This window comes from Rhodococcus sp. OS5 (assembly GCF_056837585.1).
Map to the genome: position 1 here is coordinate 1,634,213 of NZ_CM166368.1, position 20,461 is coordinate 1,654,673.

The following is a 20,461-nucleotide window of genomic DNA, read 5'->3' on the forward strand; positions in this document are numbered from 1 at the left end:
ACCCCGCTCCCGAAACACTGGAGCGGGGTCGAGTGAGAACGAATCGGGTCAGACGCCCAGGGAGTGAGCGAGCATCGGCCAGGAGTTGTGGAGATCGTCCTGCCAGTAGCCCCACGAGTGGGTGCCGGTCGGCTTGAAGTCGAAGGTGGCCGGGATCTTCAGATCGCTCAGGCGGTAGGCGAGGTTGTGGGTGCAGTAGTTGACCGCTGCCTCGATGACGCCGCCGACGATCGCCTGGTTGGCGAGCGCACCGACCTGACCGTTGATCGCGGGATTGGCGAGAGTGTCGTGTGGGCCGGGGAGTCCGGAGCCGGTGGAGACGTAGAGTTCGGTGCCGCGGAGCTTCTCGGCGTTGAGGACCGGATCGTTGTCCTTCCAGCCCTGACCGTCGAGCGGGCCCCACATGTTGGTGATGTCAGCTCCGCCGCGGGTACCTGTGACAAGTTCGATCGCACTCTGACCGACGGGGGTGCTGGTCTCAGCGCATCCGCTGTACGCCCCGACGCCCTTGTAGAGGCCGGGAGCCGCGATGGCGAGGTTGAGGACCGAGGTCGCGGTCATGGAGATCGCGGAGATCGACTGGACCTTGTTGGTGTTGAACTCGGCGTCGATGACGGGCGGGAGTTCCTTGGTCAGGAACGTCTGCCACTTCTGGCGACCGAGAACCGGATCGTCGTTCACCCAGTCGGTGTAATAGCTGAACGCGCCTTCGAGTGGAGTGACGACGTTGACGTTCTTGTCCTGGAAGAAGTTCATGACGTCGGTCTTGCGTTGCCAGGTCGCCGAGTCTTCGCCGCCGCCTGCACCGTTGAGCAGGTAGAGCGTCGGGCGGGGTTCGCTGCCATCTGCGGGGAGGATGACCTCGAGCGGGATGTTGCGATCCATCGCCGGGGAGAAAACCGAGATGGTGACCTTGCGGTCGCCGGTCTTGGTGTTGCTCACGACGTGCGATCCGGACGTGTCACCGCCCGCAGAAGCTGTCGCCGGACTGATCAGCATCGGCAGCACCGTGGCCACTGCGAGAGCTGCGATCACACTGCCACGCTTGAAAATTCGAGCACGCATACGTTCGGATCCTCCACCTGAATGTCTTCGGATCCGGAACGGATCGAAGTGCCTGTGAGCCCTTACTGGAACAGGTTCACTTTTTGTTATGTGTCAGTAAAGCAGAGCGGGCGCAGAAAGTGACGCGATTCGATTGCCTGACAATTGAATTGGCCCCGGAATTAACCCCCGAATTAACCCCCGAATCGGCCCAGACAAGCACTCGACCCCGCTCCCGGAAGTGCAGGGAGCGGGGTCGAGTCGGAACGATTTCGGTCAGATGCCCATCGAACGAGCGAGCATCGGCCAGGAGTTGTGGAGATCGTCTTCCCAGTAGCCCCACGAGTGGGTGCCGGTCGGCTTGAAGTCGAAGGTGGCCGGGATCTTGAGATCGTTGAGGCGGTAGGCGAGGTTGTGGGTGCAGTAGTTGACTGCTGCCTCGATGACGCCGCCGACGATCACCTGGTTGGCGAGTGTGCCGACCTGTCCGTTGATCGCCTCGTTGTTCAGGGTGTCGTGCGGGCCGGGGAGTCCGGAGCCGGTGGAGATGAAGAGCTCGGTGCCGCGGAGCTTCTCGGCGTTGACGACGGGGTCGTTGTCGATCCAGCCCTGGCCGTCGAGGGGGCCCCACATGTTGGTCACGTCAGCGTCGCCGCGCATGCCCACAACCAGTTCGATGGAGGACTGGCCGACCGGTGTGCTGGTCTCGGCGCATCCGCTGTATGCACCGACGCCCTTGTAGAGGCCCGGAGCTGCGATGGCGAGGTTGAGGACCGAGGTCGCGGTCATCGAGATCGCGGAGATCGACTGGACGCCGTTGGTGTTGAACTCGGCGTCGATGACGGGCGGGAGTTCCTGGGTCAGGAACGTCTGCCACTTCTGACGGCCGAGGGACGGGTCGTCGTTCACCCAGTCGGTGTAGTAGCTGAATGCACCTTCGAGCGGGGTGACGACGTTGACGTTCTTGTCAGCGAAGAACTCGTTGACGTCGGTCTGACGCTGCCACGTCGCCCGGTCTTCGCCGCCGCCTGCACCGTTGAGCAGGTAGAGGGTCGGGCGGGGTTCGCTGCCGTCTGCCGGGAGGATGACTTCGAGCGGAATGTCGCGTCCCATGGAAGGTGAGTACACCTTGATGGTGGCGATGCGCCCGTTGTCCGTGCGGCTCGAGAGCTTGGAACCCGTTGTGTTTGCCTTGGCAACAGTTGCCGTGGTGGTCGACGGATCTCCGCCTGCGGACGACACTGCAGGGCTGATCAGCATCGGCAGCACGGATACTGCGGCTACAGCGGCGACCAGACGGCCACGCTTGAAAGTGCGAGCACGCATACGTTCAGAAACCTCCACCTAAAATTCCTTCGAATCCGCCCAGGAGTGAACGGTCCTTTGTTGCTGTTCCCGTACGGGAATTCATGCTGGGTACATGCTCTGTCGATAGGTACAGGGCGTGTGAGTCTTGTAAGTTCTACCGCATCGGTGCGTTATCCGCCAGTGAACCAGAGATTTGCTGAACGTACGACCAGTTTCAGGTGAATTTCCCTGATCATCGACGGGATTAGTGAGTGAACCGGACATATCCACTATGGGAACAACATTGTTGCCTACCTCTGCAGTCGAACGCGTCTGTCGAAGATCTTCTCCGATATCAGCGCCCAGCGGGGAGTTACGTTTCGGTGAACGTCGGTTACTCGCCGCAGACTCGCGCGGACTCGACGGCAATCGCCAAGAGTTTCGCGTGGCAGGCGCGGGTCGAGTTCCCGGAGATCACCCCTGTCTTCACCGTCGACGGCGTCGTCGAGATTCAGGAGTCCGGCGGAATCGCCCTGGCCTTCGACCTGGAGGACTCGAATCCGCTGGAGGGAGACCTGGCCAACGTCTCGTACTTCTACGACCTCGGAGTCCGCTCGATGTTGCCGACGTATAACTACATGAACGCTGCCGGCTGCGGCTGCTTGGACCTGGCGGACACGGGGTTGAGTGGATACGGCCGTGACCTGGTTGCCGAGATGAATCGCGTCGGAATGACGGTCGACGGCTCACATTGTTCTGTACAGACGGGGTTGGACATCTCAGCTATCACCCAGCGAGCAATGATCTACAGCCACTCGAACCTCCGAAGGTTGTGGGAGCATCCGCGCAACATCACCGACGATCAGGCCAGAGCGTGTGCGGAGACCGGCGGCGTCGTCGGGATCAACGGCGTGGGCATATTCCTCGGCGTCAACGGACCGGATGACGACCAGGCTCGGCTGTCCGCGATGGCCGACCACATCGAAGAGGCTGTGGGACTCGTCGGCATCGATCATGTCGGGATCGGCTCCGACTTCTCATTCGACGCCGACGACTTCCGCGAAGAGATCGAGCAGAACCCGTCGTCGTTCTCCGAGGCGTACACCGCGTGGGGGCCACTGCAGTGGACTCCTCCGGAGGAGGTGCTGACACTTGATCAGGTATTGCGTGAGCGGGGCTTCGACGAGCCGTCGATCGAGGCCGTGTACGGCGGAAATTTCGCCCGAGTTGCCCGAGAAGTGTGGGCTACCGACGGGTAATACGACCATCTGGGGACAGCGAAACGATGCAGGACTACCCTGGTGAATCGTGACCTCACACTATGACGTCGTTGTCCTCGGAGCCGGCCCCGGTGGGTACGTCGCTGCTATCCGCGCGGCACAACTGGGCCTGAGCACCGCCATCATCGAGCAGAAGTACTGGGGCGGTGTATGCCTGAATGTCGGCTGCATTCCGTCCAAGGCGCTTCTCCGTAACGCCGAACTCGCGCACATCTTCACGAAAGAAGCGAAGACGTTCGGCATGTCCGGAGACGTGTCCTTCGATTTCGGCTCCGCTTTCGATCGCAGCCGCAAGGTCGCGGACGGGCGAGTCAAGGGCATTCACTTCTTGATGAAGAAGAACAAGATCCCGGAGTACGACGGCAAGGGCACGTTCGTCGACGCCAACACCATCAGCGTGGAGCTGAGCAAGGGTGGCACCGAGACGATCACGTTCGACAACGCGATCATCGCGACGGGTTCGTACACCAAGCTGCTGCCCGGCACCTCGCTGAGCGAGAACGTCGTGACCTACGAAGAGCAGATCCTCACCCGTGACCTTCCGGGTTCGATCCTGATCGTCGGTGCCGGCGCGATCGGCATGGAGTTCGGTTACGTCCTCAAGAACTACGGCGTCGACGTCACGATCGTCGAGTTCCTCGATCGGGCACTGCCCAACGAGGACGCCGACGTCTCGAAGGAAATCGCCAAGCAGTACAAGAAGCTCGGCGTCACCATCAAGACCGGTGCCGCTGTGCAGTCCATCAGCGACGACGGCAGCAAGGTCACCGTCTCGATCAAGGACAACAAGTCCGGCGAGATCGAGACCGTGGTCGTCGACAAGGTTCTGCAGTCCGTCGGCTTCGCACCGCGTGTGGAGGGCTTCGGTCTCGAGAACACCGGTGTCGCGTTGACCGATCGCGGCGCCATCGCGATCGACGACTACATGCGCACCAACGTCCCGCACATCTTCGCCATCGGTGACGTCACCGCCAAGCTGCAGCTCGCGCACGTCGCAGAAGCTCAGGCTGTCGTCGCTGCCGAGACCATCGGCGGCGCGGAGACGCAGACACTCGGTGACTACCGGATGATGCCGCGTGCGACGTTCTGCCAGCCGCAGGTCGCCTCGTTCGGTTTGACCGAGGAGCAGGCCAAGGCCGAGGGCTACGACGTCAAGGTCGCGAACTTCCCGTTCGCTGCCAACGGCAAGGCACACGGTCTCGGTGACCCGACCGGTTTCGTCAAGCTGATCGCCGACAAGAAGTACGGCGAACTGCTCGGCGGGCACCTCATCGGACCGGACGTTTCGGAACTGCTGCCCGAGCTGACCTTGGCCCAGAAGTGGGACCTCACGGTCAACGAGTTGGCACGCAACGTCCACACCCACCCCACGCTCAGTGAGGCACTGCAGGAAGCGATCCACGGCCTCGCCGGCCACATGATCAACTTCTGACGGCAGGGCCTTCGGCCCCGTGCGCCTTTTCGGTAGTTCGCACTACCGGAAAGGCACACGGGGTTTTTCGTCTTTTGTGTCGAGTTGTGTTGCGAAACCGCCATCTGAGGCCTTCGAGTCGGGGTGTAGGCGCGCAACGCATTAGCGTCCCGAGTCGACCATTCGGCTTTCGAAGGACCACTCATGAAAACTCGTTCCGTACTGCTCGCGGCTTGCGTCGCGCTGACGCTCTCCGCCTGTGGAACCTCAGGTGACTCCGGATCGGACGCCGAAGCTTCGGGTGCCGCCGAGGCGGGGGCGTTCCCCGTGACCGTCGACCACGCCTATGGTTCGACGACGATCGACGCGGAGCCTATGCGCATCGTGACCATCGGATGGAGTGGCCAGGATGCGGTGATCGCACTGAACAAGGTTCCGGTCGCCATGGAGAGCTTCTCCGGCGCCGGCATCGAGAACAACATCCTGCCCTGGGACGCTTCGCGTCTGAACGGTGCCAAGCCTGTTCTCATGACGACCAATCCCGATATCCCGTTCGAGCAGATCCTCGGGCTCGATCCCGACGTGATCCTCGCCGTCTACTCCGGCATCGACGAGGGCGAGTACAAGCGTCTCAGTGACATCGCGCCGACCGTCGCGTTCCCCGACCAGCCGTGGGATACGGCGTGGGACAAGCAGATGAGCATGATCGGTGCAGCGCTCGGACAGCCGGAGCAGGCCCAGACGCTGATCGACGAGACCGGGGCGTACTTCGAGAAGCAGGCCGCTGATCACCCACAGTTCCAGGGCAAAACCGCAACGTATGCAATGCGCACCGACGAGGGCCTGATCGTCTTCTGCGGCACCGACCCGCGGATCCGTCTTCTCGGCCAGCTCGGGGTGAAGACCTCGCCCGGTGTCGACGCAGTGTGCACTTCCGGCGACAGTTCGGTGTCCGTGGGCATGGAATCCATCGACACACTCGACGCCGACGTCTTCATTCTCGTCGACGCCGACGGCACCAACCTGGACAAGCTGATGTCCTTCGGTCCGTTCGCGAACATGACCTCGGTGTCGAACGGCCGTCTGGTTCGTCTGGTCGGAATGGACTACGCGATGGCTACGTCCGCTCCGACGGTGCTGAGCGTTCCCTACGCATTCGACGAGTTCATCGCTCAGCTTTCGGACAAGTTGAGCTGATTCCGAGCGTCGTACGACGCTTGTGACGCAACGATTTTCGGAACCTGCGACTCGAGTAGTTCGATCAGGGCCGTGATCTTTGCGGCGACGTCGGCGCCGAGTTCGGTCAGGCTGTATTCCACTTTGGGCGGGATGGTTTCGAGTACCTCACGGTGCACGAGGCCATCCCGCTCGAGTGTTTGCAGGGTCTGCGAGAGCATGCGCTCGCTGACTCCGTCGACGCGTCGGCGCAGGGCACTGAACCGGTACGGGCCCTCGTTCAATGCCGCCAGCGCGAGTGCTCCCCAGCGTCCGGTTGCATTCTGCAATGCCGCCCGAGAGTTGCACCCGCGAGCGAAGACGTCAGCCTCGAGCGTTGGGTCCACGACGTCGGCATTCGGATCAGGGGTCTGGGCAGCACGTGAAGGTGAGTCGGTGCTGGTCATGAACCCAGGCTACTACTGCACGATCCCATAGCGCTAACTCGACGTGTTGCACTTACGAAAAATAAGTGCATGATGGTTGCAGAACGCATTTACGCTTCAACCTGGATCGGGAGTTCGCATGAGCATTGCAGTCACCGGCGCAACCGGAAACCTCGGACAACTGGTAGTCGAGTCGTTGATCGAGCGGGGAACCGCCGCGTCCGACATCGTCGCAGTGGTCCGCAATCCACAGAAGGCGGAAAGCCTCGCCGCCCGCGGAGTAGTTGTACGCCAAGCGGACTACGCCGATGCCTCGGCGTTGGAAACCGCACTGGCGGGCGTCGACAAGCTGGTTCTGATCTCGGGAAGTGAAGTGGGGTCACGGCTCGCGCAACACGCCAACATCATCGACGCGGCGAAGGCTGCCGGCGTCGGATTCATCGCCTACACGAGCATCTTGAATGCTCAGGACACGCCGATGAAGCTTGCTGCCGAGCACAAGGCGACCGAGGACGTGCTCATTCGGAGCGGTATTCCGTTCGCGCTGTTGCGCAACGGTTGGTACTGGGAGAACTTCACCAACGACCTGGCCGGTGTGATCGAACGCGGCGCACTGGTCGGTGCGGGAGCGGAAGGCAAGATCGCGGCTGCGGCGCGTGCGGATTACGCCGACGCCGCAGCAGTAGTCGCGACCACCGATGGCCACGAAGGTGCAGTGTACGAGTTGGGCGGTGACGAGAGGCTCACCTATGCCGAATTGGCCGCAAAGATCAGCGAATTCGCCGGCAAGCCCGTCGCGTACCAGTTCGTGGACGCGGAGGCATACGAAGGCATTCTCGAGAGCGTCGGACTGCCTGCACCGGTTGCGCAGATCCTCGCCGATTCCGATGCTGCAATTGCCAAGGGGGCGTTGGACACCGAGTCTGGCGACCTGCAGAAGTTGATCGGCCGCAGCAGCACTCCGGTGGCTGAGGTGTTGAAGAAGGCCTGACCTGCTGTGCGCCTTTATTAACCGCGGGCGGTTAATAAAGGCGCACAGGGGTTACCCCATGTGGACTGCACCTTCGGCGGGCAGATCACCCTTCTTGGCGCGGACCAGAACCAGCACTACCGGTGCGATGATCGCCAACAGGATTGCCGCCCAACCGAATGCGGCCGAGTATCCGGATACCTCGGCGCCGAAGAAGTAGTCCGTCATCGAGGCGACGAAGTCCTGCACCGGCTGGGGGAGTAGCGCCAATTGGTCACCAGTCGGGATGGTCGCGTTCGACATGTCGACAGGAATGCCTTCCGGCGGGATCGGCGCCGCGTTGTCGGCGGTGAAGGCCGACTTTGCCGAAGCGTAGATCGTGGTGAACAGTGCGGTTCCGAGTGCGCCGCCGATCTGCAGGGTGGCGTTGACCAGGGCACTGGCAGCGCCGGCGTCGTGGTCGGGGACACCGATCAGTGCGAGGTTCTGCATCGGCACCATCAGCAGACCCAGTCCGAAGCCGAAGATCGCGAGGCCGGGGAACACGTGCGTCCAGTAGGAGCTGTGTACCTCGATCTGGGTCAGCATGAGCAGTCCTACTGCTGCCACCAGCGGGCCGGCGACCATGAGCGGCTTGGGGCCGATCTTGGTGGACAACTGCGCTGCGATGGTCGACGCCAAGACGATGAAGAACGCCATCGGCAGCGATCCGACGCCGGCCATGACCGGGCTGAATCCGAGCACGATCTGCAGGTAGAACGTCAGGTACAACGTGCCGCCGAGCAGGGCGGCGCCCACCAGCATGGAGCCGATCAGAGCAGCGCCGCGATCGCGATGCCACGGAACGCTCAGCGGTAGAAGCGGATTCTTGCTGCGGCTCTCGACGACCACGAAGATCGCGAGGAAGACCAGACCCAGTGCGATGAACAGCAAAGTGTCCGCCTGACCCCAGCCGTGCTCGGCGCGTGTGAATCCGTAGACCAGTGAGCCGAGCCCCAGGGCGATGAGGACAGCGCCGGGAAGGTCGTAGCTCGTGTCGCCGTGCGCTTTGGTTTCCTTGACGATCGGGACGGCTGCAGCGATGGCGATCAGCGCGATCGGGATGTTGACGAGCAGGCACCAACGCCAGTCGACGTACTGCGTCAGCACTCCACCGAGGAGCAGGCCGATGGCAGCGCCACCGCCGGAGATCGCGCCGTAGACGGCAAAAGCCTTGGCGCGCTCCTTCTCTCCGATGAAGGTGGTGGTGAGCATCGACAGCGCAGCGGGCGCGAGCAATGCTGCGAAGACGCCCTGGCCGGCGCGAGCGATGAACAGTTCGATACCGCTCTGCGCGATGCCGCCGATGCCGGAGGCAACCGCGAAGCCCGCCATGCCGACGATGAAGGAGCGCTTGCGGCCCCAGTAGTCGGCGATACGTCCGCCGAGGAGCAGCAGCGCACCGAACGCCAAGGCGTACGACGTGACCACCCACGCGCGGTCAAGGTCGCTGATGCCCAGTTCCTCCTGGGCTGCCGGTAGGGCGATGGAGACGATGGTGCCGTCGAGCACCACCATGAGTTGAGCGAACGCGACGATGCAGAGCACCAGCCAGCGACGTTGATGATTCGGATTCTCGGAGACAGCCGGGATCGGTGGCAGAGTGCCGCCGTCGACGTGGGACGTGGTGGTCATTGGAAAAAGGTATTCCAGCCTTCTCGGGTGAGTCAAACGAAATAGTTCGTTCGGTTACCATCATCACTATGGCTCCCACTGACGTGACCGCGACGAAACAGCGAATCCTCGACGCTGCGCAAGAAGAATTCGGCACCTACGGGCTTGCCGGTGCGCGCATCGATCGGATTGCGAAGAACGGAAACGCCAGTAAGGAGCGCCTCTACGCCTATTTCGGTGACAAGGTCGCGTTGTTCCACGCGGTGCTCGACGTCGACTTCGAGCAGGCGATGGAATCCGTCGAGTTCACCGGTGAAGACATGCCCGCGCATGCTGTCGAACTGTTCGACGCAATGCTCGGCAAACCACAGATTCAACGGATGATGATCTGGGGTCAATTGCAGGGTGAGGCACCACGGATGAAGAAGTTGGCCGAGGAACATTCCAGCTGGGTTCCGCGAATGGCCACGATCCGCAAGGCTCAAGAAGACGGCCTCATCTCGAAGCACTGGGACCCCCAGGACCTGATCACGATGCTGTTCGGCCTCGTGTTCGGCTGGGTGGTGGCCCCCGGTGTGGCCGACAACCAGAACGTCGACGCCGACGAGATCGCGCGCCGCCGTGAAGTGGTGCGCGAGGCCGTCACTCGACTCTGCAAGCCGTGACTGTCAGCGAGAGAGGTACGCGGCCCAACCGCCGTAGTCGGTGATGTCAGCTGCGCCGTTTACGGCGTCATGAGTGCAGCTGAAACCGACTGTCGTTCTGCCGTCGGATAACTCGACGCTGGTGAGCGCCATCGGTGCAGGCAAGGCGGCGAGGAACGTTCCCAGCCCGGCCGGTGAGATTCGGAAGATCTCGCCGACGACCGGTGCGCCGAGTCCAGGGCCACGGCGTACCAGGCCGGGCTTCGGTGGCGTCGTGTCGAGAGCGAAGAGCCGGTAGGCATCCGAGGTCGTGACGGTTTCGACGTACCGCGCGCCGAGGTCGACCAACTGTGTGTTGAGGGGTTGCCCGCGCAGGTGAGCGCCGAATACTGCGAGGTCGATTCCGGTATCGACGAGGGTGGGTGAAGGCACACCGCCGAGTCGCGCAGCGAGGTCGATGGCGATCTGGTCGTCGAAAGCGGGTACGACGAACATGACGCCGAACGGGTGATCTTCGGCAGTGCGGTGTCCGGGCGCCGCGACGGCCGCCATGTCGAGCAGGTTGCAGAAGTTGGTGAAAGCTCCCATCCGGCGGTTGATTCCGAACGGATCCTCGGTCACGGCGGCAATCGTCGGGTGTTCGGTGGTGGTGGGAAGCAGTAGGGCGTCGAACCCGGCGAGGAGTTCCCGGGCGGCAGCCTTGGCGCGGGTGAGAGCATCGAGATCGTCGACTAGCTGGTATCCGGTGGGGTGCTTCGCACCGAGCACGATGTCGGACACCGCGGGATCTGCTCCGGCAGGACGAGTTTCGAGGAACTCGCCGGCAGCGGCGTACCGCTGCGCCACCACGGCGCCGTCGTAGAGCAATCGGGCCGCGTCGAGCAGTCCGGATATGTCGACGGTCTCGGTCTCGGCGCCGCCGGCTACCAGAGCTGTCACAGTGTCCTGAAATGCTGCCAGATACGGCGGGCTCAGTTGAGCGAGATCCTCGATTCGGGGGACGGCGACGCGGGGATTCGGCGCCGCCGCGAGACGAACGTCGGAAGGCCAGACGCGGCTGCGGGGATCTCGAGGTTCGTGGCCGATCATGATTGCCGCTGCCGCGGTTGCCGATTCGAGGTCGTCGGCAAATACCGTCAGAGCGTCGTAGTCGACGCAGGCGGGCACTACTCCGTGGGCGGGGATGACGCCGAGCGAGAGCTTGAGTCCGTAGATCCCGTGGAACGCTGCCGGCACCCGGCCCGAACCGGCAGTGTCGGTGCCGATTCCGATGTCTGCAATTCCCAGCGCGACAGCGACGGCGGATCCGGAGCTACTACCGCCCGAGATCAACTCTTCGTCCCAGGCGCAGCGAACGGCTCCGTACGGACTGCGCGTTCCGACCAGTCCGGTGGCGAACTGGTCCAGATTGGTCTTCCCCAGAACAACAGCCCCGTGCTCGATCAACCGCGCAACGGCACTGGCGGTTTCGTCCGGCGAATACGCGAATTCGGGGCACGCCGCTGTGGTCGGCAGACCGGCGACGTCGACGTTGTCCTTGACGGCGACCAGACGCCCAGCCAGAGGAAGATGCTCGCCCGTGGCGATTCTGGCTTCGACCGAAGCGGCATCGGCAAGCACATCTTCCTTGCGGCGCAACGTGATCCAGACTTCGGGGCGATCTACTTCCTCGATCCGCTGGAATGCCTGCTCGACCCGGGCTGTCGGGGTGAAAACTTCTGCTGCGATGGTCATGGTGTGTACTGCTCCGATCAGTCCGTGATGTTGGCGAGTGAGAGCGCGGTGATCGCGCGGGTCACTCGGTCGAGGACGACGTCGAGAGACTCGCCGATGTGCTGGTGCAAAAGCGTGCGGGCCTCGGGCAGATTGCCGGCACGTAGTTCTTCGAGGATTCGAATGTGCTCCGCGATCGAGGTGTCGATGCGGCCGTTGACCATGAAGTCGTACATCCGAACGTGCCGGATACGGGAATTCACCGACAGCAGCGACGCGACCAGTTCATTGTTTCCCGACGCCCTCAGTACGGCGACGTGGAATTCCTCGTCCAGTTCGACGAACCCCGGTTCCTGAGCGGGCGGATCGAGAGCCAGGGCACGCCACCGCACCAATTCGTCGTCGAGGATTGTTCGGTCGTGCCGGATCGTCGGATCTGCGATCGCCCGGGTAATTCCTTGTAGTTCCAGAGTGATTCGGAGTTCATACAGATCTCGGATCCGCGGGATACTCGGGCGCACGGCGGAGAACCCGTACTCTTCCCGGCGCAGGAGTCCATCGGCGCACAGCATCGTCAACGCTTCCCGTACTGGTGTGCGAGAAATGCCGAAACGCGTGGAGAGTTTCGGTTCCGTCAGGCGCTGATCGAACCCGATAGTCCCGTTGACCAGTTCGGTGCGTAGTTCCCGGTAGACCACCTCACGCAGTGGCTCCGGCGCCGTATTCATCCCTGTCGACATACCTGTATACGCTATTGATCAGGTGTTTCGTCCAGATGTCTTCGGGTTAGAGCTGAGTTACGGCCGCCGCGGAACTTCAGGAGAAGTCGCGCTGAACCCGCAAGGTTCCGATCGTGGTGGCCAGGCCGTCGTACTGAGTGACCAACAAGGTGAATTCGATCAACCGACGATCGTCGAGATGCTGCGAGAGCGTTCCCCACGTGTCGTCGGTGACGTCCTTGGTGGTGACCAACTCGTCGACCGCAGTCAAGATCGCACGGTGACGCGGACTCAACTCGGAAGCGCCAGGGCCCTCGATGATTCGGGCCAGTTCTTCTGCGTCGATTCCGGCTTTGCGGCCGAGCCTGATGTGGTGATCCATCTCGTAACCGCAGTCCCGCAGGTGCGCGACCCGCAGGATGATCAGTTCGGTGTCGTGGCGAGAGATCTTGCCGCCGGGCATGAGTGAGCCGGAGTAGTGCAGCCAACCGCGGAAGAGTCCACCCGTGCGCCCCAAGGTGCTGAACAGATGCGCATCGGGTGCTCCGGCAGCCTTCGACAGGACACGCCAGATTCCCCAGTTGATCGGACCGAGGTCCTTGAATCGGCCGGGCGGGATGCGGGGGTTCATGCGACTCCACGGATGTGAGAGGGACGGAGGTCTATAGCTCGTTGCGCGATGTGGCGAACCGCGGCGCTGCGGCGGGGCGCGTGTACGCGTGACTTCCGGCCGACGATACCGCGCTCGAACGCGTCGACGGCGTCAGCGACGGTCGTGGTGCCGGCGCTGGCGAGGGTTCCGCGTGCTCCGTCGAACGACAGTGCGGTGGTATCGGTGTCGATGTCGCCGATATACGCGACGCCCACCTTGGTGCCGAGGTGTTTCATTTCCAAGCGCAACGCGTCACCCAAGGCTTCGACGCCGGCGCGCGAAGCACCGAACGGTCCGCGAAACGGATGCTTGGCGGCGCCGTGAGCCGAGGCGACCACCAGGGCGTAACCGTTTTCGTGACTGATGTGCGGACCGGCTGCGCGCAGAGTGTAGTACGTGCCCATGAGATTGACTTCGACGGCGCGGCGCATGTCCGCAGGGTCGCCGCCGAGGATCGACGAGTTCGCCTCGACACCGGCATTGGCGACGACGACGTCGATGCCTCCCAGCTTCTCAGCGATGTAGTCGACGCCGCGAGATACCTGCTCGAGGTCGGCGACGTCGCACAACTGCCACGGCGCGCGGCCGCAGGAAGTGGCGACTTGCTCGAGAAGTTCCGGCTCGAGGCCGAGCAGTCCCACGGACGCACCACGGTCGTACAGGCGTCTGGCCAGCGAAGAACCGATATTGCGGGCAGCGCCGGTGATCAGGATGCGCCGACCCGTCAGATCGTCGCCACTGCTCTTGGCCGATTCGGCCTTGCCCGCCTCGCTCTTGCCCATGTGCTGTGTCCCTACGCAGTTACCTTCTGGTCCTCCGACGCTAACACCGCCGGGTAGCTGCGACTGCAAGTACCGCCAACTCCGTCCGAACGGGTGTTCAGACCGATGCGGCTTCGAGACGCGGATGTGACGAGGAAGCCTGGGTCGACCGCAATCGACGGAATCGGACCACGGCAACGACGGCGGCAACAGCGGCGAGGATCACCAACGGCAGTGACGGACCCATCGTGGGTTCGATGACAACCAGTAGCACCGGCAGTCCGAATCCGAGATAGGTGCCGACGTAGAAGATCCCGGTCAAAGCGCCCCGCGAGGCCGGGGGAGCCAGCGACTCGAGGTCGAGCAGTCCCTCACGCAGACACAGTCCGTAGGCCGTACCGAGGACGAGCGCGCAGACGATGAACAACCCGAGCGCGGGGTGTGCGCCGCCGACGGCGACCAGGCAGTATCCGAGCGCCGCCAGTGCGGCGCCGACCGTGCCGGCCTGAGGACCCCAATTGCGATGGCGCGCAGCGGTTTGAACCAAGATTCCAGCACCCAGAGTCAGCGCCGCCGCGAAACCCGGAAGGAGAGGGCCGGAGTAGCGGTCTCCGAGCCTGGCCGTCATGGTCACAAAAGAGACTGTTGCGCTGGCGAACACCCACGGCGCCAACGGAAGTGCCCAGAGCAGCGCATTTGCGACGGAGCGCTCCGCGCCGTCTGGCGCATTTGCGACGGAGCGCTCCGCGCCGTCTGGCGCATTTGCGACGGAGCGCTCCGCGCCGTCTGGGACAGGTGTGATGGTCGCGGCTTCTACGGAAACAGGTGTACGACTCCACACAGCTGCCGCGGTAACCGAACCCACCGACAAGAAGGCCGAGACGACAAAGGGCGTAGCGAGTGGGAAGGCGGCAAATTGTGCCAACAGACCCGAAAACAGTGGTCCCAGTGCGAAACCCGAGGTGAGTACTACGCCCGCCATCACGGTTCCGGACTTGCCGCGAAGGTCAGCCGCCCACGCGGTACCGGCGCCGATTGCCAGACCGGCACCGATACCGACAACGAGGCGCCCGACCATGAGCCCGGGCGCGTCGTGCCAGAGAAGAAGAATCAAGGTTCCGAGCGAGGCTATGAGCGCTCCGGGCAGGACGACTACAGCTCGGCCGACGCGATCCGACAGTGCTCCACCGGTCAACAGGCCGGGTAGAAGTCCGAGCGCGTAGATACCGAAAACACCGTCGAGCACGGTATGCGAAAGGCCCTCGTCCACCCGGAGAACCGGGATGAGCGAAGCAAAGTGGTTGGCGGCCCAACCCGTCGAAAGTAGAACTGCCAGTACCGAGATGAACCCGCGACGGGATGGATCGCCCATACCGGCAGCTTAGGCGGGTACCAGATCGCTCACGTCGGCGAGGAGTTCGAACGTGCGCAACCAAGCCTCGCGGTTGGTGCCGGTCGACACCGTGATCAGCTCGTCGGCCTGTGCATGCTCGGTGAACTCGTCGAGGTAGGCGCGGACCTCCGTGGGCGTGCCGATGGCGCTGTACTTGGTCATCTGCAGAACCTGCTGACCCGCGGGGGAGTCGAGCAGCATGTCCGCTTCGTCGTCCGTGAACTTGCGTCCGCGTCCGAGAAGAAGGCTGACGCGCGAACGCTTGGCCGCGAGGAAGTCCTGCTGAGCCTGCTCATGGGTGTCGGCGGCGATGACGTTGACGCCCGCGATGACGTACGGCTCCGCCAACTGCTCCGACGGCTTGAACTCGCGTCGATAGATCGCGACGGCGTCGCGCAGGGCGTTGGGGGCGAAGTGCGAGGCAAATGCATACGGCAGGCCGAGCATCGCGGCAAGCTTGGCTCCGAACAGTGACGATCCGAGAATGTAGAGCGGAACGTGAGTGCCCTTACCGGGAACGGCATTGATTCCGGGGACGCGCGAAGTGTCGCCGAGGTAGCCCTGAAGCTCGAGTACGTCCTGCGGGAAGCTGTCCGAAGAACTCGGGTCGCGTCGCAAAGCCTGCATGGTCTTCTGATCACTACCGGGCGCGCGACCGAGACCGAGATCGATGCGACCCGGGTGCAGAGTCTCGAGGGTGCCGAACTGCTCGGCGATCGTCAGCGGCGCGTGGTTGGGCAGCATGATTCCACCGGCGCCGAGGCGGATTTTGCTGGTGTGCGCGGCGACGTGGCTGATCAGAACGCTGGTGGCCGAAGACGCGATGGAACCCATGTTGTGGTGCTCGGCATACCAGATTCGCTTGTAACCCCACTCCTCGGCGCGCTGCGCCAAGGTCACGCTGGCGTCGAAGCTGTCTTTGGCGGTTTCGTTGTCGCCGATGTGGGCGAGATCGAGGATGGAAAGTGGGACGGCCATGAATGTGGTGCCTTTCTCAGCGAATAGAACGCAAGCGTCGTTGTGAGGTGCAACCGCTGTGAGTCCATTCCTATTTCCGAGAGCCTTCCCACGCTGAGCAAGTGCGATTTTCGGAGGGGCGGTGACTCCCGCTCGATCAGTTCCGCACAGCGTTGGCCATGGCGGCCAACGAGAGGGCCTGCCGAGCGCGGTCGAGGACAACCGCACGAGAGATGTCGATGTGCGACACCAGTGCCTCGTGCGCTTGCGGAATCTTGCCGTCCAGAACCAGCTCGACGACGGCGATATGTTCCTCCACCGTGGCCTTCATACGGTCGGGAGTCAGGTAGTCGAACATCCGCACCGGGCGCAGCTTCGAGTTGACGGCCTGCAAGGCGTCGACCAACGCATGGTTTCCGGACGAGGCGAGGAGCGCGATGTGGAACTCCTCGTCGAGCGTCACGAAACCGGCGTCCGGTACCGGCATCTGTTTGAGAAATGCGTACCACTTGTCGAGTTCGGAACCGAGCGCGTCTCGATCATGAGCGGGGGCCTCACCGTCGAGTACCCGCCGAAGTCCGTGTACCTCGAGGAGTATGCGCAGCTCGTAGAGGCCACCCAACTCGTCGAGGTGCGGTCGGTACGGAAAGAGGCCGTGTTCGTCGCGCTCGACCAGCCCGTCGGATTCCAACTTCGCGAGCGCTTCGCGCACCGGTGTTCGCGAGACACCGTAGAGATGGGCCAGGCGTTCCTCGCCCAGTCGTTCGGATGGCGCGATCTGACCCGACATCAGATCGTTCCGGATCGACCGATAGACCTGCTCGCGCAGCGGCGGGCGCACACTCATGTCAGATTGCCATCGCTCGACGAACCGCCTCGGTGGACGTGGTGCCGCCCTCACCGGTCGAGGTCACGTGTCCGGCCGCGAGAATGCTGTAATGCTGAGCAGATTGGAGCGCGAAACCGATGTGCTGCTCTACGAGGAGGACACCGAGATCGCCGCGCTCGGTGAGTTCCATGACGGTTCTTTCGATTTCGGCGACCACGTTGGGCTGAATGCCCTCGGTTGGTTCGTCCAGAATGAGGATCTTGGGCTCGGTGATCAGGGCGCGAGCGATGGCAAGCTGTTGTCGCTGCCCACCGGAGAGAAGTCCCGCGCGACGGTCGAGGAGCGTGGTGAGTGCGGGAAACAGATCCAATGCCTCTGCGATGAGTGCCTTTCCGCGTTTGCGCCCGTCGGCGACCACCCGAAGATTCTCGGCAGTTGTCAGTTGTCCGAACGACTGCTGACCCTGGGGTACGTAGGCAAGTCCGCGAGCGACGCGGGCGCTCGGCCGTAGACCGGTGATGTCCTCACCGTTCAGAAGTACCTTTCCCCGTGTAGGTTTGATCAGACCGACGGCGGCGCGCAGCAAGGTGGTTTTACCCGCACCGTTGTGACCCATGACTGCCGCAACTCCGTCGCTGGGAACCAGCAGGGATACGCCGTGGATCACTTCGGTGCGTCCGTAGCCGGCGCGGATGTCGACGAGCTCGAGCATGATTCAGTCCTCCGGGGTCGGTTCGGTGTCGGCGCCGAGATCGGTTCCGGCAGCGGCTGTGCCGAGGTAGACCTCTTGCACCTTGGGGTCGGCTTGGACCTCCGCCACAGTTCCTTCGGCAAGCACTTTCCCAGCGGCGAGCACTGTGACGGACGTGGCGAAGGATCGCATGAAGTCCATGTCGTGCTCGACTACGACGACGGTTCGCGCACCGCCGATGCGCCGCAGAAGGTTCCCGGTCTCCTCGCGCTCCTCGAGGCTCATGCCTGCGACGGGCTCGTCGAGCAGGAGCACGGAACAGTTCTGTACCAACAACATTCCGATTTCGAGCCACTGCTTCTGTCCGTGCGCCAGAATGCCTGCGGCGGTGTCCCTGAGGTGCTCCAACCCGGTTGTCTCCAGCGCCTCTTCGATCTCGGGAAGCACACCTTTGCGTTTTCTGAGCAGGTTCCACGGTGATCGGCCGGCTCCGGCCGCGATGTCGAGATTCTGCAGCACCGAGAGCTCTTCGAAGACGCTTGCCGTCTGGAAGGTTCGCCCGACGCCGAGGCGGGCGATCTTGTGAACCTTCTTGCCGAGCAGTTGCTCGCCGGACTTCGTGATGGAACCCGTCGCGGGAACGAGTCCGGTGATGGCGTCGACCAACGTTGTCTTTCCAGCCCCGTTCGGGCCGATGAGAAACCTCAGGTCGCCCTGCATGAGGGTCAAGTCGACGCCGTCGACGGCCTTGAAACCGTCGAAGCTGACCGAAAGATTTCGTACTTCGAGGTACTCGGACGACATTCCGGCGTTGCCACCCAGTGCCGGTGTGGGTTCGCTGGTGGCGGTTGTGTTGGTCATGACGACACCTCCACTGGTTCGGGTTGGGAGACCTTGACCGGCGGGTCGGCCGGGGTCTCACGCTTCTTGCGGTGGCGCATCAGGGCGAACAATCCGGCCACACCTGCCGGGAAGAACCCGACCACGACGATGAACATCAACCCTTGTGCGTAGATCCATCCCGAAGGGAGTTTCTCCGAGAATGTCGACTGCGCCCACGCGACGCCGATCGCACCGAGTACCGGACCGAGAAGCGTTGCGCGGCCGCCGATCGCGACCCCGATGAGGAAAGCGATGGACGGGACGATCCCGACGTCGGCGGGGGAGATGATGCCCACGATCGGAACGAACAGCGCGCCGGCGATACCGGCGAGGAACGCCGCGGTCACGTAGGCGACCAGTTTGATGTTCGCCGGATCGTATCCGAGGAAACGTACTCGCTCCTCTTGATCACGGACGGCGACGAGGAGTTCGCCGTATCGGGAGTTCATCAGCTGGCGAATCAGAGCGACCGATGCGAGAAGAACTCCGGCGGCGATGAAGAACAACATCTGCTTGTTCGCCGGATCGTTGAGATTGAAACCGAAGAACGTGCGAAAGCGGTTGAGGCCGTTGCTGCCACCGATCGACTGCTGGCCGATCAAGAGGATCGCGAAAGCCGCGGCGAGTGCCTGCGAGAGGATCGCGAAGTACGCGCCCTTGACTCTCCGCTTGAACACACCGAGTCCGAGGAGAAAGGCAACAGCGGCCGGCAGGAAAAGGATGGCGAAGATCGCCACGAATGGCGAGGCGAACGGTTGCCAGTATCCCGGCAGTTCGGTCTTGCCGGCGATGGACATGAAGTCCGGGACCGCGTCGCCCTTGAGTTCGGCATCGGCGATCTTGAGGTGCATCGCCATCACGTATGCGCCGATTCCGAAGAAGACGCCCTGGCCGAGCGTGAGCATTCCGCCTCTGCCCCAAGCCAAACCGATACCGACAGCGACTATGGCGAAGCACAGGAATTTTGCCAACAGTGACAGCCTGAAGTCGGAGAGCACAGCCGGAGCGACGGCGAACAGCACGATCGCGGCAAGTGCAAAACCGCCCCACACCCGAATTCGGGAATTGTTCAGGATGCTCATACGAGGCTCCTCGTCTTGACTGCGAACAGGCCCTGCGGCCGAACTTGAAGGAAGACGACGATGATGACGAACACGATCACCTTCGCGATCGACGCTGTCGTCGAGTACTCGATGAACGAGTTCAAGATGCCGAGGGCGAAGGCTGCGATCACGGCTCCCTTCATCTGACCGAGACCGCCGACGACAACAACCAGGAAGGCGTCGATCAGATAGGACTGGCCGATGGTCGGGCTGGTGGAACCGATGAGCGTCAACGCGACACCCGCGACGCCGGCGAGCCCGGAACCGAGGAAGAAGGTCGTGATGTCCGTACGACGAGAGGAGATTCCGCTCGTCTCGGCCAGATCGCGATTTTGGACGACGGCCCGGATGCGTCTACCCATCGACGACTGCTTCAGTGCGACCGAAAGTGCGATCACTGCTGCGATCGCCAACACCAGAATGAAGATGCGGGTTTTCGGCACCACGGCGCCGAAAATATCGACCCCGCCCGAAAGCCAGCTCGGCGCCGAAACATTGACTGCCGGCGCGCCGAAGATGTCGCGCGCCAACTGCTGAAGGATCAATCCGACGCCGAATGTCACCAACAGGGTGTCGAGGGGTCGGTGGTACATCCGCGATACCAGGACCACTTCGAGCACAACACCCATCAGTCCGCCGACGACGAAACCGACGAGCAGAGAAATGATCAACGATCCCGTTGCATTCGAGATCACCTGCTGCACTACGTATGCGGTGTACGAGCCGGCCATGATGAACTCGCCGTGTGCCATGTTGATGACACCCATCTGCCCGAACGTGAGAGACAACCCCAACGCTGCCAACAGGAGAATCGATCCGATACTCAAACCCGTGAACAACTGCCCGATCACAACATCCATGACAGACGCTC

The 20,461-nt window shown here is 62.8% G+C and carries 20 protein-coding genes; 5 read left to right on the forward strand and 15 right to left on the reverse strand.

Features of this window, described 5'->3' with window-relative positions; translation table 11 throughout:
• Nucleotides 1–48: 48 nt before the first annotated feature.
• Both ACVZUB_RS07670 and ACVZUB_RS07675 read right to left on the reverse strand, forming a co-directional pair.
• Entirely contained in the window at nt 49–1,065 is a 1,017-nt protein-coding gene (locus tag ACVZUB_RS07670; protein ID WP_003941485.1) for an alpha/beta hydrolase, read from the reverse strand.
• A 255-nt stretch (nt 1,066–1,320) separates the two neighbouring features.
• Complete coding sequence (locus ACVZUB_RS07675; protein ID WP_021343370.1) at nt 1,321–2,370, reverse strand: alpha/beta hydrolase; 1,050 nt, start codon at nt 2,368–2,370, stop codon at nt 1,321–1,323.
• 233 nt (nt 2,371–2,603) lie between these two features.
• Between ACVZUB_RS07675 and ACVZUB_RS07680 the strand changes: the two genes are divergently transcribed.
• The 3 genes from ACVZUB_RS07680 to ACVZUB_RS07690 all read left to right on the forward strand — a co-directional run bounded on the left by ACVZUB_RS07680 (nt 2,604) and on the right by ACVZUB_RS07690 (nt 6,219).
• Entirely contained in the window at nt 2,604–3,590 is a 987-nt protein-coding gene (locus ACVZUB_RS07680; RefSeq protein WP_058038501.1) for a dipeptidase, read from the forward strand.
• 49 nt (nt 3,591–3,639) lie between these two features.
• Entirely contained in the window at nt 3,640–5,043 is a 1,404-nt protein-coding gene (gene lpdA / locus ACVZUB_RS07685) for a dihydrolipoyl dehydrogenase (protein ID WP_003941477.1), read from the forward strand.
• Between the two features lie 183 nt (nt 5,044–5,226).
• Complete coding sequence (locus tag ACVZUB_RS07690) at nt 5,227–6,219, forward strand: iron-siderophore ABC transporter substrate-binding protein (protein WP_063314797.1); 993 nt, start codon at nt 5,227–5,229, stop codon at nt 6,217–6,219.
• Here the strand turns inward: ACVZUB_RS07690 and ACVZUB_RS07695 are convergent.
• Complete coding sequence (locus ACVZUB_RS07695; protein ID WP_007735410.1) at nt 6,195–6,644, reverse strand: winged helix-turn-helix transcriptional regulator; 450 nt, start codon at nt 6,642–6,644, stop codon at nt 6,195–6,197. The two genes, ACVZUB_RS07690 and ACVZUB_RS07695, sit on opposite strands and share 25 nt — an antisense overlap.
• A 118-nt stretch (nt 6,645–6,762) precedes the next feature.
• Here ACVZUB_RS07695 and ACVZUB_RS07700 point away from each other — a divergent pair, with 118 nt between their 5' ends.
• Complete coding sequence (locus ACVZUB_RS07700; RefSeq protein WP_063314796.1) at nt 6,763–7,614, forward strand: SDR family oxidoreductase; 852 nt, start codon at nt 6,763–6,765, stop codon at nt 7,612–7,614.
• Between the two features lie 51 nt (nt 7,615–7,665).
• On the opposite strand, the gene ACVZUB_RS07705 is transcribed toward ACVZUB_RS07700, so the two are convergent.
• Entirely contained in the window at nt 7,666–9,267 is a 1,602-nt protein-coding gene (locus ACVZUB_RS07705; protein WP_003941517.1) for an MFS transporter, read from the reverse strand.
• Nucleotides 9,268–9,335: 68 nt separating this feature from the next.
• Here ACVZUB_RS07705 and ACVZUB_RS07710 point away from each other — a divergent pair, with 68 nt between their 5' ends.
• Nucleotides 9,336–9,911 carry a TetR family transcriptional regulator gene (locus ACVZUB_RS07710; protein WP_063314795.1) on the forward strand — a complete coding sequence of 192 codons (576 nt, stop codon included), beginning with the start codon at nt 9,336–9,338 and terminating at the stop codon, nt 9,909–9,911.
• A 3-nt stretch (nt 9,912–9,914) separates the two neighbouring features.
• Here ACVZUB_RS07710 and atzF read toward each other — a convergent pair whose 3' ends face one another.
• The 11 genes from atzF to urtB form a co-directional block, all read right to left on the reverse strand.
• On the reverse strand, nt 9,915–11,624 hold the full coding sequence (atzF, locus tag ACVZUB_RS07715; RefSeq protein WP_063314794.1) for an allophanate hydrolase: 1,710 nt from the start codon (nt 11,622–11,624) through the stop codon (nt 9,915–9,917).
• Between the two features lie 17 nt (nt 11,625–11,641).
• Nucleotides 11,642–12,343 carry a GntR family transcriptional regulator gene (locus ACVZUB_RS07720; RefSeq protein ID WP_019744458.1) on the reverse strand — a complete coding sequence of 234 codons (702 nt, stop codon included), beginning with the start codon at nt 12,341–12,343 and terminating at the stop codon, nt 11,642–11,644.
• Between the two features lie 76 nt (nt 12,344–12,419).
• The gene (locus ACVZUB_RS07725) at nt 12,420–12,953 is read right to left on the reverse strand and encodes a carboxymuconolactone decarboxylase family protein (protein WP_003941526.1); all 534 of its coding nucleotides are present in this window, start codon (nt 12,951–12,953) and stop codon (nt 12,420–12,422) included.
• Nucleotides 12,950–13,756, reverse strand: coding sequence for an SDR family NAD(P)-dependent oxidoreductase (locus ACVZUB_RS07730; RefSeq protein WP_118606415.1), 807 nt, complete (start codon nt 13,754–13,756; stop codon nt 12,950–12,952). Before ACVZUB_RS07730 ends, ACVZUB_RS07725 begins: the two co-directional genes overlap by 4 nt.
• A 97-nt stretch (nt 13,757–13,853) precedes the next feature.
• Complete coding sequence (locus tag ACVZUB_RS07735; RefSeq protein WP_058227455.1) at nt 13,854–15,107, reverse strand: MFS transporter; 1,254 nt, start codon at nt 15,105–15,107, stop codon at nt 13,854–13,856.
• Nucleotides 15,108–15,116: 9 nt separating this feature from the next.
• A complete protein-coding gene (locus ACVZUB_RS07740) occupies nt 15,117–16,106 on the reverse strand; it encodes an LLM class flavin-dependent oxidoreductase (RefSeq protein ID WP_039973481.1) in 990 nt (329 codons plus the stop codon).
• 136 nt (nt 16,107–16,242) lie between these two features.
• Nucleotides 16,243–16,932: a GntR family transcriptional regulator gene (locus ACVZUB_RS07745; protein ID WP_042923309.1), complete on the reverse strand. Its 690-nt coding sequence runs from the start codon at nt 16,930–16,932 to the stop codon at nt 16,243–16,245.
• Nucleotide 16,933: 1 nt separating this feature from the next.
• A complete protein-coding gene (gene urtE, locus ACVZUB_RS07750) occupies nt 16,934–17,626 on the reverse strand; it encodes an urea ABC transporter ATP-binding subunit UrtE (RefSeq protein WP_003941544.1) in 693 nt (230 codons plus the stop codon).
• A 3-nt stretch (nt 17,627–17,629) separates the two neighbouring features.
• Nucleotides 17,630–18,466, reverse strand: coding sequence for an urea ABC transporter ATP-binding protein UrtD (gene urtD, locus ACVZUB_RS07755; RefSeq protein ID WP_003941545.1), 837 nt, complete (start codon nt 18,464–18,466; stop codon nt 17,630–17,632).
• Nucleotides 18,463–19,569: an urea ABC transporter permease subunit UrtC gene (urtC, locus tag ACVZUB_RS07760; protein WP_007735392.1), complete on the reverse strand. Its 1,107-nt coding sequence runs from the start codon at nt 19,567–19,569 to the stop codon at nt 18,463–18,465. Before urtC ends, urtD begins: the two co-directional genes overlap by 4 nt.
• A complete protein-coding gene (gene urtB / locus ACVZUB_RS07765; RefSeq protein WP_003941514.1) occupies nt 19,566–20,450 on the reverse strand; it encodes an urea ABC transporter permease subunit UrtB in 885 nt (294 codons plus the stop codon). Before urtB ends, urtC begins: the two co-directional genes overlap by 4 nt.
• Nucleotides 20,451–20,461 lie beyond the last annotated feature (11 nt).